The sequence below is a fragment of the Oleidesulfovibrio alaskensis DSM 16109 genome, assembly GCF_000482745.1.
GTDB lineage: Bacteria > Desulfobacterota > Desulfovibrionia > Desulfovibrionales > Desulfovibrionaceae > Oleidesulfovibrio > Oleidesulfovibrio alaskensis.
This window is the reverse complement of the sequence record NZ_AXWQ01000006.1, coordinates 259,460-274,040: the sequence shown is the minus strand read 5'-3', so window position 1 is coordinate 274,040 and position 14,581 is coordinate 259,460. Positions and strand designations below refer to the sequence as shown.

General features: G+C 54.6%; 10 protein-coding genes. 8 read left to right on the top strand and 2 right to left on the bottom strand.

Features of this window, described 5'->3' with window-relative positions; genetic code table 11:
• The 5 genes from H586_RS20390 to H586_RS18390 all read left to right on the top strand — a co-directional run bounded on the left by H586_RS20390 (nt 1) and on the right by H586_RS18390 (nt 6,519).
• Nucleotides 1-1,020 (top strand): class I SAM-dependent methyltransferase, encoded by a 1,020-nt coding sequence (locus H586_RS20390; protein WP_081701780.1) that lies wholly within the window; start codon nt 1-3, stop codon nt 1,018-1,020.
• Nucleotides 1,017-1,829: a glycosyltransferase gene (locus H586_RS0106310; RefSeq protein WP_081701779.1), complete on the top strand. Its 813-nt coding sequence runs from the start codon at nt 1,017-1,019 to the stop codon at nt 1,827-1,829. The genes H586_RS20390 and H586_RS0106310 overlap by 4 nt, the downstream gene beginning before the upstream one ends.
• A gap of 890 nt (nt 1,830-2,719) precedes the next feature.
• Nucleotides 2,720-3,298 carry a glycosyltransferase gene (locus tag H586_RS20795; RefSeq protein ID WP_162147955.1) on the top strand — a complete coding sequence of 193 codons (579 nt, stop codon included), beginning with the start codon at nt 2,720-2,722 and terminating at the stop codon, nt 3,296-3,298.
• Nucleotides 3,299-3,337: 39 nt separating this feature from the next.
• Nucleotides 3,338-5,329, top strand: a complete 1,992-nt coding sequence (locus tag H586_RS19935) for a glycosyltransferase (protein WP_051363894.1) — start codon at nt 3,338-3,340, stop codon at nt 5,327-5,329.
• Nucleotides 5,330-5,334: 5 nt separating this feature from the next.
• Nucleotides 5,335-6,519, top strand: coding sequence for a glycosyltransferase family 4 protein (locus H586_RS18390; RefSeq protein ID WP_162147954.1), 1,185 nt, complete (start codon nt 5,335-5,337; stop codon nt 6,517-6,519).
• Between the two features lie 170 nt (nt 6,520-6,689).
• On the opposite strand, the gene H586_RS18385 is transcribed toward H586_RS18390, so the two are convergent.
• Nucleotides 6,690-8,213, bottom strand: a complete 1,524-nt coding sequence (locus tag H586_RS18385; protein ID WP_034618681.1) for an APC family permease — start codon at nt 8,211-8,213, stop codon at nt 6,690-6,692.
• A gap of 663 nt (nt 8,214-8,876) precedes the next feature.
• On the opposite strand from H586_RS18385, the gene H586_RS18380 reads away from it, so the two are divergent.
• Both H586_RS18380 and H586_RS0106275 read left to right on the top strand, forming a co-directional pair.
• On the top strand, nt 8,877-9,512 hold the full coding sequence (locus tag H586_RS18380; protein WP_234702938.1) for a DUF4125 family protein: 636 nt from the start codon (nt 8,877-8,879) through the stop codon (nt 9,510-9,512).
• Entirely contained in the window at nt 9,505-10,239 is a 735-nt protein-coding gene (locus tag H586_RS0106275; protein ID WP_027181602.1) for a sulfite exporter TauE/SafE family protein, read from the top strand. The genes H586_RS18380 and H586_RS0106275 overlap by 8 nt, the downstream gene beginning before the upstream one ends.
• Before the next feature lie 56 nt (nt 10,240-10,295).
• On the opposite strand, the gene H586_RS0106270 is transcribed toward H586_RS0106275, so the two are convergent.
• Nucleotides 10,296-11,753, bottom strand: a complete 1,458-nt coding sequence (locus H586_RS0106270) for a sigma-54 interaction domain-containing protein (protein ID WP_051363903.1) — start codon at nt 11,751-11,753, stop codon at nt 10,296-10,298.
• Nucleotides 11,754-12,108: 355 nt separating this feature from the next.
• Here H586_RS0106270 and H586_RS0106265 point away from each other — a divergent pair, with 355 nt between their 5' ends.
• Nucleotides 12,109-14,562, top strand: a complete 2,454-nt coding sequence (locus H586_RS0106265; RefSeq protein WP_027181600.1) for a glycyl radical protein — start codon at nt 12,109-12,111, stop codon at nt 14,560-14,562.
• Nucleotides 14,563-14,581 lie beyond the last annotated feature (19 nt).

The following is a 14,581-nucleotide window of genomic DNA, read 5'->3' as shown; positions in this document are numbered from 1 at the left end:
TTGCAGACGAAAACGACACACGGCCCTCAGTGCCTGAACGGCTACATGCTTGAGGATGTTCCATGTCCGCTTTGTGGTGAAGCGGACAGCAGCACTGTGTACAGCCATGTTCACGATCATTACAACGGGCTGGCTGGTGACTTTGCAGTTGTCCGGTGCCGGAGTTGTGGTTTTGTCTATACAAATCCACGCCCTACGGAAGATACAATCGGGCACTTCTATCCTGATTCGGCAGGATATTTCAGCCCTGCCGCGCCGCAGGACCCCGGTCCTATGGATATTCTTTTTGAGAGCTACCTCGCTGACGTTCTCGGCTATCCATCAACAGGCGGTGACAGGCCGTTTTTAAGCAAGGTTTTGCGGCCGTATTGTGCTCTGCGGGCTAAAATTACCGGGATACCTCCTTTTGTCTCCGGTGGACGTCTGCTCGACGTCGGTTGTTCGTATGGACGGTACCTGTCAAAAATGGCGGCATACGGCTGGAGTGTATATGGTATTGAACCGCACGCCGCTGCCGCCGAGGTGGCTATGCAGGTCTGTGGTGCAGGTAATGTTCATAACGGGACTATTGCAACAGCTCCGTGGCAGGATTCCTTTTTTGATGTGATTACGTTGAATATGTCTTTGGAGCATTGCCATACCCCTGTCAAAGTGCTGCAGAAAGCTTCGGCTTTGTTAAAGAATGACGGTGTGCTGATTGTCAGTGTTCCAAACTTTGCCGGTTTTGAGAGTAAATTGCATGCGCAATTCGCCTATACTCTGCATGCCCCATGTCATTTGTCGCATTTTACACCACAAACGCTTAGAATGGCGGGCGAAAAAAGCGGACTTCAATGCACGGAAATTGTTTTCCACCATGTCGATCGCGACTTTGTGGCTCCCTTTGAATATAAGAAAAATGTGTATCTTTCTAAACTAGTGCATGCCCGTCTGGTCCGCAAACTGCTGATCAAACCGGCAGTCTTTATAGCCGCCCGGATGGGTTTAACCAGTAGAATGACAGCATATTTTAAGAAATGAATACAGTAATCGTCGTTAATTATAACTCTTCGCGTTTTGTCTCGCTTATTCTGGAATGTGTTGCCAGACTTTCAGAGTGCACCGGTGAAATCATCATAACGGATAACGGTTCGCACCCCTCTGATGTCGCCAGATTAATGCGGATGTGTTCCCTGTATGACAATACGCTTGTGCTGCCACGCAAGCAGACTATGACGCCGAGTCTTGCACACGGAGGAGCTCTTGATGCCATGCTGCCATATGTCAGGACGCCATATGTGACAGTCATGGATGCAGATGCGTGTTTTTTGCAGTATGGATGGGACAAAATTATGATAGGTGAGCTAAAAGGCGACTGCCATGCCGTTGGTACGCCGCATGCTTTTAGCGCTCCATATAGATATATAGATTTCCCGCTGATGTATGCTACTATGTATAAGACTGATACATTAAGAGAACTGAACTGCAAATTTGTACCGATCGAAGGTAAAGAGACAGTCGGTTATGATACAGGTTGGGAAATACGTCATAAATTTCGTGAAGCTCGATTGACTGCCAAGGTGTTCTCTCCTCGCTCTACGCGCGACTGGAAGGGAGGGGCTTTCAATCGCGTTGTCTGTACCGAATACTGGCACAATGATGCTTTGATTGCATCCCACTTCGGGAGGGGGAGCACCGTTGGGGCGGCAAAGTATTTTAAAGTTCTTTCCGTCCCTGTTGTGGCTCCTGCCTTGCGGCGTTTTGTCGGGTTGCGTGAGCGCCAGCTCTGGATTCAGACCGCAAGAGAGCTTATTGCATCACAATGTGGTGCTTCCCGTTGCGCTATGTAAATTTTCAGAACACGGTACTTCCGGGATTATCGGCGCAGCTACCTGCAGGCGCAGAACATCACAAAAAATTTTACACTAATCGCCCAATCTCCGGGAGTTCACAGTCATGCGGCCTCTGGAACATTGCAAACAAGATATAGTGCGATCAAAGGATATTTTTCAGCAATGGCTTGGAATGTCGGTGATTTTTTTTGTTCTGCCGGGTAATGCCTTTTTACCGGAAATCGTGGAATTTGCAGCACTGCACGTAGTCCCAAAAACTTCGTGCGAGGGAGAGGTCAGAGTAAAGAAAAGAGTACGGATTATCGGCAACGACGCGGCGTTATCCTTTTATAGCTGCGAGATGGTGATGCACGGGGGGACACGTTGTGTGTCCGGCTGGACGGACCGGTTGCAAAGATGTTGCCGCAGCTTGCAGATTTTACTACCGGCACATTGATTGTTGCCAGAAAAGAGCATCCGGTATGATAAGGGTTTATTTTGCCGTGCCGGCAATGGAGCAGCACGGCGGTGGCGGCATGAAGTTTCTGAAGGCGCTTTATCGTGCTCTGGCGCGTTCGGGGCAGATTGCCTCAAGGCCAGAAGATGCGACAGTCTTTTTGTGCAACAGCCATCATGATTACCGGCGGGTCATACGGCTTAAAGAAAAGTTTCCGGGCATCCCGCTGGTGCACAGAATCGATGGTCCCATAGTGGACTATAACACCCCCACCGATCCGAGACATTTTTCGGCAAACGCGCTGGATGAGTTATATGCTGACGGCGTTATTTTCCAGTCAGCGTGGAGCTACCGGCGCAATATGGAGCTTGGGCTTGCACCGCCGGAGCAGTACGAAATTATCCACAACGCCCCTGATCCGGACTTGTTTTTTCCCGGAAACGCTCTTCCGTTGTCCGGTGAAACACCGTTTCGTGTTTTTTGCAGCAGCTGGTCACGTAATGTGAATAAAGGCTTTGCCTCGCTGGAACGGCTCGATGGCACTCTCGATTTTTCACGGTACGAAATTAATTTTTATGGGCGGCTGCCCGGCAAACTGAAAAATATAAAGGTGCATCCGCCTGTCCCGCATGAAGACGTTCCGCAGGCGCTGCGCGGGCATCATGCATTCTTTTTCCCTTCCAAGGTGGAATGCTGTTCCAACGCGCTGCTGGAGGCGCTGCATTGCAGGTTGCCGGTCGTTGCCTTTAATGGTTCATCAAACCCTGAGCTGGTTGGAAACGGCGGGCTGCTTTTCGATGATGACGCGCAGCTCCCTCAGATGTTTGATACCTTGAGGAGCCATTACCACAGGTACCGCAGCGGAATTTGCTGTCTTTCTTTCGGGGAAGTTGTCGAGCGCTACCGTAACTTCATGCAATCGGTCACAGTTGCAGATTGCGGTGGTTTTTGGAGCCGGAAAAAAAGAAAGGCTTTTTTTCTGCTGCGGGTAGTAAAAGCCGGATTGCGTCATAAAGTCTCGGGCCGCTGAGACTGTTTTTTCTGTTTCAAGAAAATATTGTAGGATCTTATGAAGCTGGCTCTTTTTTTCTCCCGCGGCATTTCACTTGCTGATTGGAATTCTTCCGGATTGCTGGATAGAGAAACTGCGGTATATGCCAGACTGCTTGATTCAGAAGATATTGAGCATATTTATTGGATCACATACGGCAAAGATGATGGAGAACTGGCGGCCGGACTGCAGCGTGCGGGCAGGCTGCCCGAAAATCTTACAGTGCTGCCTATGCCTGCCCTGTTCGCCTCTGCACTCGGGCGTGCCGTGTATTCTTTGGCCGCGCCCGTCTTCTGCCGCCGCATCATGCGCCACGTCGCAGTGGTGAAGTCTAACCAGATGGACGGCGCATGGACTCCCTTGCTGGCCAAGATGTTGTTCGGCAAGCGTTTTTTTGCACGCACAGGGTATACTGCGTCGCTTTTCAGAAAAAGAGAAAAAGGTGCGCGCTCTGTACAGCACATTTTTTACTGTGTTGTCGAAGCGATTGTGTATCGCTTTGCAGATGCGGCTTCTGTGACCTCTTATGCTGATTATGATCATATTGTCTCGAATTATGCGGTCCGGCGGGCTTTCTGTATTCCCAACTATGTTGATACAGGCAGGTTTGTTCCTGCGCGCAAAACATGTTGCCGTATGTTGTTTGCCGGCCGTCTGAACGCACAGAAGAACGTTGAAGCACTGATCGGGGCCGTTGCAGAAACGGGCGCAGGGCTGGATGTCTACGGCGGGGGGGCTTTGCTGGCACAGCTTGAGGGGTGCGCCCGCGCAGCAGGCGCCGATGTGGTTTTTCACGGGGTCGTCAGCCAGAACGTGCTGGCTGAGGCTTTGCGCCATGCCCGTTTTTTTGTTTTGCCTTCTCTGTACGAGGGGCTGCCCAAGGCGCTGCTGGAGGCGATGGCCTGCGGTTGTATATGTATCGTCACGCCTGTTGAGGGCAGTTCAGAGGTTATTGCAGATGGCCGCAACGGCATTGTCGCTTCCGGAAGCGATGCGGCATCTCTTGCTGACGCATTGCGCCGGGCTATGGCATTGTTGCCCGATGATCGCGAAAGAATGGCTGCAGCCGCCCGTAAAACGGTTATGGACCGCTACAGTCTGCAGGCCGTGGCAGAAAGCGAACTGCAGCTGTTAAAGCGTCTGGCGCTGGGGGTGCCTGTTGCCGGTCTGCCGGACGATACCTTTTCAGGGCAGACACCGCGTGTCAGTGTGTTGCTTTGCGTTCATAACGGCCAGCCCTTTGTATCCGCCGCTGTCGATTCTGTTCTTCAACAGACTTTTTCCGATTTTGAGCTGATCATTGCAGACGACGGTTCCACGGATGATACGCCGCGCATATTGCGTGCGTATGCGGCACGCGACAAGCGTGTCAGGGTGGTTACTCTTGCCGCAAAGGGCGGGCTGACCAGAGCATTGAATATAGCCTTGTCCTATGCAAAAGCTCCTCTGGTGTCCAGAATTGATGCAGACGACCTGTGGCTGCCGGAGAAGCTGGAGAAGCAGTATGCAGTAATGTGTGCAGATTCCTCACTGGTAATGCTGGGTACAGCCTATGATTGCGTTGACGGGGCCGGTGAATTTGCAGGTCCGCAAGATGTTGCTTTGATTTCAGGCTGGCAGAATATCCGTCAGGCTGTATGCCGGTTCAACCCGTTTTTCCACAGCTCGGTTATGTTCCGCAGAAAACATGCCTGTGCGGCGGGGGGATATGACCTGCGCTTTAAGACGGCTCAGGATTACGCGCTCTGGCTGAAGCTGCTCGGTTCAGGAAGAGGGGACAATCTGCCGGATACGCTTGCACGCCGCAGAATTCACGGGCAGATGATTTCGCAGGTCAGAAGGCGCAGCCAGCGGTTTTATGCCGTGCTGGCCCGACTGAAAAATGTGTGGTGCCTGAAGCATGCAGGCGCATGGAAAGGCCTTGCCGCGGATTGCGCTGTGGTACTGCTGCCTGCACCGGCGGCGGCTTTGTGCAGAAAAGCTGTGAATGTCTTCCGGCACCGGCCGTAAACGCAATGCCCTGTTCCAATCCGGAGACATCGCAGGGGCTGGACAAGGGAGTGGCATCCATGACCGGTCATAACGGCAGAGTAACTGTGCTTCATATCACTCTTTCCGCCCGGCAGGGCGGCGGACCCGAACATCTTTATCAGTTGGTGCAGGGACTCCCTGCCCATGTACACAGTTTTATAGCTTCTCCTGATGAACCTCCGTACATCGAACGATATCAGCGTGTTGTCGGTATTGATCATATCGTGCATGTCCCCCACAGAAAGGTGTCCTTCGGCGCCCTGCGTGCGGTGATTTCATTTATTCGTGACAACCGTATCCATATTGTTCACTCGCACGGCAAGGGGGCCGGCCTTTACGGGCGCATCGCTGCGCTGCTGACCGGCTGCAAAAGCGTACATACTTTTCATGGAATCCATATTCAGTATGGCTTTGCAGCCTCTGCCTGTTACAGGCTGCTGGAAACAATTCTCCGCAGAGCTACAGATGCTTTTATCTGCGTTTCAGCCGGTGAGGCCGAAGTGGCGCTTGCGAAAGGGTTTGCCAGCAGGCAGCGCTGTCATATTGTTCCAAACGGAGTGGCCATTCCCGAACAGCCTGCCGGCATTGACGAAGCCGGCCTTTTTTCCATTATACATATGTCACGTTTTGATTATGCAAAAAATTCCGAAATGCTTATACCGGTAGCACTCGCATTGCGTGAACATAGTTGTTCTGACCGGTGCCGGTTTGTAATTTTGGGGATGGGCGGTAACGAAGCGAAGGTCAGAAATGCCGCTGTTGCTGCCGGAGTAGGGCATATGTTTCATTTTGCAGGCAATACACCGGCTCCAAGAGCATTTCTCAGGGGTGAGCTTGCGGGCCATGGAGGAAGGGCAGGCTGCTACCTGTCAACCTCACGCTGGGAGGGCTTGCCGCTGGCCGTGCTGGAAGCCATGTCAGAAGGGGTTCCTGTGGTGGCCACCAATGTTGTGGGTAATGCGGATGCCGTGCGCCATGAGGAAACAGGTTTTCTTTACGACCTGCAACAGCCTGCCGAAGCGGCAGAGTTCATAGCCCGGCTGGCGGGTTCTTCCGGTCTCCGTAACGCTATGGGGTACAAGGCGTTTATACGGGCAAAAGATGCTTTCTCGCGGGATGCTATGGTGTCCGGAACCGCAGCCGTCTATGCATCGGTGCTGCAAGGATAGCCCGTCTGCGGGCCTGCCGGTGACCGTGCAGGCTCAAGGCGCGCCGTGCTTGCAGGCTTTGACGGTGCGGGCGGTAAGGACGGAAGTCATTGCCCTTACGGGATACCGGAACAACCCCCTGTCCGCACCGGTGCGGACAGGGGGTTGTTTTTTTTTACGGGACAGGTGGTCTATGCGGACTCTTGCTGTTCCGTTGTGCCTTTCAGCGGGGCGGCAGCGGTGCCGCGGGCTTTGAAAAACACGGGAATGGTACGGCTGCCCAGCACGCTTTCGCGGATATCGGGTTCCGGCAGTCTGGCCCATTCTTTTCTGTTGGTGAAGTAGAAGAATACGCCCATGGCCACCCAGGCCACAAGGCACCAGCGGGCTGCTTCGCTGATGTATGCAGGAGAGCCGGGTACCAGCAGCAGACCTATGGACATGACTGCTGCCAGCGTACCCATGCCGCAGCAGAATATTTTCATGGCATAGCCATCGGCGGCCTGCCCGCCGGAAAGCACTCTGCGAGCTGCAAGACAGGTGAAAAGGTATCCTATGCCGGTGCCTACCGAGCTCATGTCCACAATCCACACCACAACCGAGCGGCCGGCAAAAGGCGTAAGCAGTACCACGGCGATGGTGAACAGAATGGCTTTGTACGGGGTACGGTATACAGGGTGAATGGCGCCGAACCAGGCCGGCAGGATACGCCCGCGCGACATGCTGAGCAGCAGACGGGATGTGGCGATGTAAAACCCGTTGATGCCGGTGCATACGGCGCCCATCACGGCGCATGCCAGCACCACGGCGCCCATCTTGCCAAAGGCCATGCTGGCTACTTCGCCGGTTGCCCATGCTGTGCCTCCTGCGTTGCGCATGGCATCCATCCGGGCAAGCATTTCAGGGTAGGGAATGGCCACAGCCACGGCCAGGGTTACCAGAGAATACAGAATGACGCCGCATATGATCGCTATGATCATGATATTGCGGGCGCGCGCTGGGTCAAATGAAAATTCTTCGGCCGCCTGCGGAACGGTGTCGAAACCGACAAAAAGAAACGGCGAGATGGCGAAAATGATCAGCACGCAGGCAAGAGGAGTGCGGTGCTCGGAAAAGAGCGGCAGCAGGTTGCCCATTGCGGCACTTTCCATGGATGCGGAACCGGCAAAAAGCGAAATGATACCGGCGGTGAGCATAAAGGTGAGCACAACCTGAAACTGACCGGCAAAGGTGGTGCCGCGGTAGTTGAGCCAGCCGAAAAGAAGGGTTGCCCCGGTCATCAGCACCACTTCGCCGGTGTACACATCCCATCCGGCAATGCTGTATAACCTGCCGAACTCAAACACGCCCGGAAAGAGGAATCTGAAAATCAGCGCCAGAGCGGCCACGTCGATTCCTATGATGGCAATGTACCCCAGAACCAGCGCCCAGCCGCAGATGAACGCCGCTGTGGGGCCGAATCCCACATAGGCATAGGCAAACGCGCCGCCTGCGACAGGAGCGTATTTAATCATGTAGCTGTAGCAGACGGCCACAAAGCAGATAAGAAATGCCCCGACCATAAAGCCGGCCAGCGTGCCCAGAATGCCCGCCTCGGGCAGAAACATGTCGCCCGGCAGCACAAAGCATCCCCAGCCGACGATTGACCCGAGGGCCAGCGCCCATATCTGGGCCGGAGAAAACGATTTGGTCAGTTCGATTTGTTCTTGTGACATGATTATATCTCTTCATGTTTTTAATTCATGGCAGGTACTTGCAGCTCCGGAAAGGTACCCCGGCAACGCCTTTCCGTATCGGCGCCGCGCAGAAGCGGCGCTTGATAACAGCGCAAATACAGCACTCCATCCGGCACCTGAACGGCACTCCATCACACAACAAACACCCGGGGGCGAACCAAGCCACTGCATTCTCTTCCCCGGCCGACAGCAACAGGCGGGGATACAGGAGAAAAGCAATTCGGGTGCCAATACGTGAATTTCTTCACGATTGTTGTATTCATTCGAAAACATGAAGTTTTTTGTGTTTTGCTATTTTCTGCTATTTGTATGGTGAATAATTTTTTTTATTTTTCAGTAAAAAACTCTATATGCCGAAAGATTTTTTTCCCGACCATCTGCCATGGTGTTGTGTGGCACCCGCTTGTCTGTTCTTTCTGCTTTTTCTTTATTTCTTGTAAAACAGCATGTTGTATTCACCGCGCTGTCTGCAGGCTTTGCAGGAGACGGCCGGAGGGCACGGCATCTGCTTTGCACCGGCCCGATCATGTTCCTTTTTTCTTTTGCTGCTCTTCCGCATGGATGGGGGCACGGGTTACGGGGGGCATATTCTGCGCGAGTCGCTTTGACACTGTGCGCAAAAGGCGTAGAACGCTGTGCCTCATGAGCGGCAGAAGGCCGGCTACAATTTATCATTCTGAAAAAGGCATCCAGATGAACACAACGCGCGACACTCTTCTCGACCTGATTATCAGTCTCGAACTGGCCATGTTTCTTGAAGTGCAGAACCGCGGCGGCACATCGCCGTGTCAGGAAAGACCGGAGTCGTTCCGCATCATGCGGGAAATCACCCACGGCGTGCTTTCCGACACTTTTCTGCAGCGGTATCTGCACGATCTTGAACAGGCACGCCGTCAGGGGCGCAACCTGATGACGGAAAAATATGCGCTTATGGAGGGACTGATTCCCCGTCGCAACAACGATCCGGTCATTGCGGAGATAGTGCAGGCAGAAAGCGCATGGCGCAGGGAAGTGGCTGCGCAGTTTCCCCGCGTGGTGCAGCCGGAAGGGCACGCAGGTTTCTGCCTGTATCTCGGCTGCGAGCTGCAGACGTATTCCGGCGCGGCATTGCAGGCGTATGCCGCGTGTGTGCAGGAGGCGTTGCGCGGGCTGCGCAATCTTACCCGCGACCGTTATGAACTGCTGATGCACAAACTGGGATATGCGTCGCTTGCGCAATGCGAAGCCGAACTGGCAAACCGCAGCCACCGCGGTATCGCAGGAGACCACCATGCCTGATTTCGAACATCTGCTTGTTTTCGGCATGTGGCTGATAGGAGGCTTTGTTTCCGGTGTCAGCGGTATAGGCGGCGCCATGGTATCTGTGCCTGTTGTTGCCCTCTTTATCCCCATACAAGAAGTTATTCCGCTTAGCTGCATACTCAATCTTGTCATGGATTCATGTATAGCGGCCATGCATTTCCGGCACTGCCGTTTTCCGGCGCTGCTTCCCATGATTGCCGGTTCTGTGCCGGGGGCACTGGCGGGGCTGTTTATTCTGCAGGTTGTCACCGGTTCCGTGCTGCAGGGGGCTGTCGGTGCGCTGCTGTTGTTTTATGTCTACTGGCAGCAGCACAGCAGAATTACACAGGCCGGCGGCGAATCGTGGGCGCGGGGCGGCGCGGCAGGTTTCGGCGCCGGCCTGCTGGGCACGGCCATTTCGTTCGACGGCCCCCCTGTGGGTGCGTACGGCCTGTACGCAGGCTGGAGTCCGCGGGTGTTTCTGGGCACTCTGGGCGTGTTTTTTGTTATCCGCGCGTCCATGACATGCATCCTGCAGGCATCTGCCGGGCTGTATACCGATACCGTTCTCGGCTACGCGGCTTACGGCATTCCTGCCACCATTCTGGGAACTCTCTGTTCGTTTCCTGTGGTCCGCTTTATCAATCAGGCGGTTTTCCGGCGTGTGCTGTTGTGTATAATCACCCTTGCGGGGATAGTCTGTCTGGTGCGTTCGCTGTTATGACCGCCGGATGCAAAGCGGCAGCAGTCCGGTGACTGCTGCCGCTTTTTTTTTGCACATCAGGCCAGGTATTCGTCCTCGATACCCAGCTGCTGGATTTTATACCGCAGCCCCGCGCCGGTTATCTGCATTATGCGCGCCGCCTTGGCCACATTGCCGCCGGTTACCCTGAGCACGTTACGGATGCATTCGGCTTCGTATTGCTGCACGCACGACTTCAGCGGAACCACGCTTGTTTTTCTGATGTCGCGATAGTCATAAAACGCAGGCTGCCCGGCTGACAGGGGCAGTGTCTGTTCCGGCTGGGCAGGGTGGGAGACGGGACGGAAGGTGTCGCGGCCCGCGTATGCCTCTCTGAAATGCCGTGGCAGGCGCTCTGCATCGATGGTTGTTCTGTCGCCCAGCAGTGCGATGCTGCCTTCGATGACATGTAGCAGCTCGCGTACGTTGCCGGGCCAGTCATACGCCATGAACATATCCAGAACCTTGGAATCCAGTTCCACAGGCGGCCTTTGCTGGTGGCGCGCGGCATTGTCCATAAAGAGCCGCGCAAGCATGGCAATGTCGCTTTTACGCTCGCGCAGCGGCGGAATGGCCAGACCGATGACGGCAAGTCTGTAAAAAAGGTCGCTGCGCAGCACGCCCTGTCCCACGGCGTTCAGAGGTGCTTCGTTCAGGATGCTGATTACCCGCACATCCACGGGAATTTCTTTGTGCGACCCCAGGCGGCGTACCCGTTTTTCCTGCAGTACACGCAGCAGTTTTGCCTGCAGCCCCGGTGGCATGGAGTTCAGTTCGTCCAGTATCAGCGTGCCGCCGTTGGCTTCTTCCAGCAGTCCGGCTTTTTGCGGAGCGTCTGTATAAGCTCCTTTTTCAGTGCCGAAAAGAATGGCTTCCAGCAGGTTTTCGGGAATGGCGGCGCAGTTTTCGGCCACCAGCGGCTGACCGCTGCGGCTGCTGGCGGAGTGTATGGCCTGTGCGAACACCTCTTTGCCTGTGCCGCTTTCTCCCCAGATCATGACGTGCGAGGATGAACCGGCGGCGGCGCGGGCCTCGGCCAGTACTTCGCGCAGGGCCTCGTGCTGCCCGGCAATGCTGTCAAACGTATAATAGGCCGGAGTCTTTGCCGGGCGGGCCTGTGCGGCGCGGCGGCCTGTCTGTTCCACTATGGGTCTGGAACCCGTCCACAGTGTAAAAGCTATCACGCCGTCTTTCTGACCTTTTCTGAACAACGGAAAGAAGTCGGAAACGGTGCCCGCCAGATAGTTTTTAGTGGTTTTGTAAAAATAGGATTTTTTCAGAATGGGTTCACCGGTGCGCAGACATTCGATGGTGGGAATGCACTCCAGTTCGTGGGGAACATACAGCGAAGTGATGTGCTGCCCTGCCACGTTTATTCTGCCGAATCCGTCCACCCGCCGCTGGATGGGGTTCATGTATTCGCAGATGCCGTTGGCATCCACCACGGCTACCCCTATGCCCAGATCGTCCCAGATGGCTGTCATGGCAGGGGTCATGACGGCCTGCCGGCAGACATCAAAAAATGATTCCCGTGTAAAATACAAAATTCACAACCTCTGTCTTTCTGGTGATGCCGGCTGCCGCTCAGCAGCGCAGTACCTGACGGGGCGGATGTAAATCGAAAAAAATTCTTTCGCAAATAAAAAAAACTTTCCAACCCGTAATTTTTTCTTTGTCCTTCTTTGCCCCGGATTACAGCGTGGTACGCGGCCATGCGCCCGCAGGCAGGCTCCGTGCCGCTCCCTGCTCTGTTGGCATGGCTTCTGCTAGTGACAAAAAAAACAAGCACGCAAAGACACAGCATTCTCACATAAGCCGACAGCAAAATTTTTTTAGAAACAGGAGATAGCCATGCTTGATATTTCCGGAGCAAACGGAACGACTGCCCCGACCGCACCTGCCAAGGGGTATGGCATAAACTGGGACACCGCCGAAACCCGCGTAAAGGAACTGAAGGATTATCTGATGGCGGCGCCGCAGATAATGGACCCCGAGCGTCTGCAGTTTCTGAACGAGGTGTACGAGGAGTTTCAGGGCGAATCTGTATACTATATCCGCGCCAAGCTGTTTGAGCGCGTGCTGACCAAAAAGAAAATCTTCCTCGACGGTAACCCCATTGTGGGCACACTTACCGGCGTCCGTGCCGGTGTGTATGCCTATCCCGAATGGAACGTTTCCTGGATCAAGGAAGAAATGCAGATGGCCAAGATGGCCTCTCTGGGCGAGATGAAAATTCCCGCCGAGACGCAGGAACTGCTGGAAAAGACATATAAGCTGTGGAAGGGCCGTACCTGCATCGATCTGAACAACAAAATGTTCAAGGAAAAGTACGGGATCAATCCCAAACCCTACGCCAAGGCGGGCATGTATTATGAAAACGTGTCCGTAGCCAGCGGTTCGGGCATTGCCGACTACCCCATGGTGCTTAACAAAGGGTTGCGCTGGCTTATCAATGACGTGCGCGAGCGTTTTGAAAAATGCCCCACCACGCTTGAAAACAAAGAAAAGCACGACCTGTATCGTGCCATGATAGTGGCTCTTGAGGCGGTCATCACCCATGCGCACCGCTACGCCGAACTGGCAGAGAAAACCGCTGCCGGCGAGCCCGACCCCAAGACAAAGACTGAGCTGCTGGAAATTGCGGAAATCTGCAGGCGCGTGCCTGAGTTCCCCGCACGGAATTTCCGCGAGGCCATCCAGTCTTTCTGGTTCACGCACCTTGCCATCGAAATAGAACAGATGGCCTGCGCCTGCTCGCCGGGACGTTACGGCCAGTACATGTATCCTTTCTTTAAAAAAGACATTGAAGAAGGCAACCTGACCCGTGAGCAGGTGCTTACGCTGCTTAAGTTCCAGTGGATCAAGCATCTTGAACTGGGCGAATATCAGGGTAATTCCTACGCGCTTACGCTTTCCGGTCATACCGGGCAGAGCATTACCATAGGCGGCGTGGACGCCAACGGCAACGACGCAAGCACCGAGCTGGAAGAGCTGCTGCTGGAAACCCAGATTCAGATGAAAAGTATCCAGCCCACGCTGACCCTGCTGTATCATCCCAAGCTTAAAGATTCGTACATGCAGAAAGTTGTGGAATGCATCCGCGGCGGTTCCGGACAACCTCAGATTCTGAACAACAATGCCGTGGTGCAGCGTACTCTGGCCCGTTTTGCTCAGTACAAGGACGGCATTACGCTGGAAGATGCCCGTAACTGCGGCAACTACGGCTGCGTGTCCACCGGCGTGTGCGGCAAGGGCAGCTTTATCACACAGGAAGACCAGCCCTGCCTTGCCAAGGTTGTTGAACTGATGCTGAACAACGGCACCTGCCCCGTGACCAGAAAGAAAGTGGGCGTGGAAACCGGCGACCCCTGCTCGTTCGCAACGTTCGACGAAATGTACGACGCGGTGAAAAAACAGCTCGATAACCTGTTCAGCATTTCACGCAAGCATTCCGACCTCAGTCAGATGGCCCGTCTGCAGGTTGTGCCCAGCATCTTCCGGTCGGCCATGTACGACGGCTGCATTGAAAAGGGCATGTGCGAAGAAGCCGGCGGTACCCGCTATCCGCAGGTGAACCCCATCATGACGGCCGGTATTGATGCGGCCAACTCGCTGCTGGCCATCAAGCATCTGGTGTTCGACACCCGCAAGCTGACCATGGAGCAGTTGCTGGAAGCCATCAGGGCTAACTTTGAAGGGTACGAAGACATCCGCAAGATGTGCTACGAAGCTCCCAAGCACGGCAATGATTACGAAGAAACACAGGAGTTTGTGCAGCAGTTCTACCGTGACGTGGACGCCATTCACCATGCGCAGGGGCCGGACTGCTTCGGCTACCGCACCCCGCTGGATGCATACTCGCTGTCATACCACAACTACTTCGGCGCGCTTATGGGGGCACTGCCCAACGGGCGCAAGGCCGGTGTGGCGCTGACAGACGGCAGTGTTTCGGCCATGCCCGGCACCGACCACGAAGGCATTACCGCGCTTATCAAGTCCGGGGCGGAAGCCATTGATACCGTGCGTTACGGGGCAAACCACTTCAACGTGAAGTTCTCGCCTTCCGTGCTGGAAGGTCCGCAGGGAGCGCGTACGCTGATCTCGCTGATCAAGACATACTGCGACTTCGGCGGCTCTCATATCCAGTTCAACTGCGTAAGCTCCGAAACCCTTAAAGCCGCACAGGAAACACCTCAGGATTATTCTGATCTGGTTGTGCGTGTGGCCGGTTTCAGCGCCTACTTCACCCGTCTGGACAGGGGCGTGCAGAACGAAATCATCAAGCGAACCGAATACCGGTCCTGACGCCTGCCGGTCTGAAACA

Excerpts from the sequence above, each read along its gene's own strand:
- H586_RS0106310 (WP_081701779.1), top strand. The coding sequence starts at position 1,017 with ATGAATACAGTAATCGTCGTTAATTATAACTCTTCGCGTTTTGTCTCG.
- H586_RS19935 (WP_051363894.1), top strand. The coding sequence starts at position 3,338 with ATGAAGCTGGCTCTTTTTTTCTCCCGCGGCATTTCACTTGCTGATTGG.
- H586_RS18390 (WP_162147954.1), top strand. The coding sequence starts at position 5,335 with ATGCCCTGTTCCAATCCGGAGACATCGCAGGGGCTGGACAAGGGAGTG.
- H586_RS18385 (WP_034618681.1), bottom strand. The coding sequence starts at position 8,213 with ATGTCACAAGAACAAATCGAACTGACCAAATCGTTTTCTCCGGCCCAG.
- H586_RS18380 (WP_234702938.1), top strand. The coding sequence starts at position 8,877 with ATGAGCGGCAGAAGGCCGGCTACAATTTATCATTCTGAAAAAGGCATC.
- H586_RS0106275 (WP_027181602.1), top strand. The coding sequence starts at position 9,505 with ATGCCTGATTTCGAACATCTGCTTGTTTTCGGCATGTGGCTGATAGGA.
- H586_RS0106270 (WP_051363903.1), bottom strand. The coding sequence starts at position 11,753 with ATGACCCCTGCCATGACAGCCATCTGGGACGATCTGGGCATAGGGGTA.
- H586_RS0106265 (WP_027181600.1), top strand. The coding sequence starts at position 12,109 with ATGCTTGATATTTCCGGAGCAAACGGAACGACTGCCCCGACCGCACCT.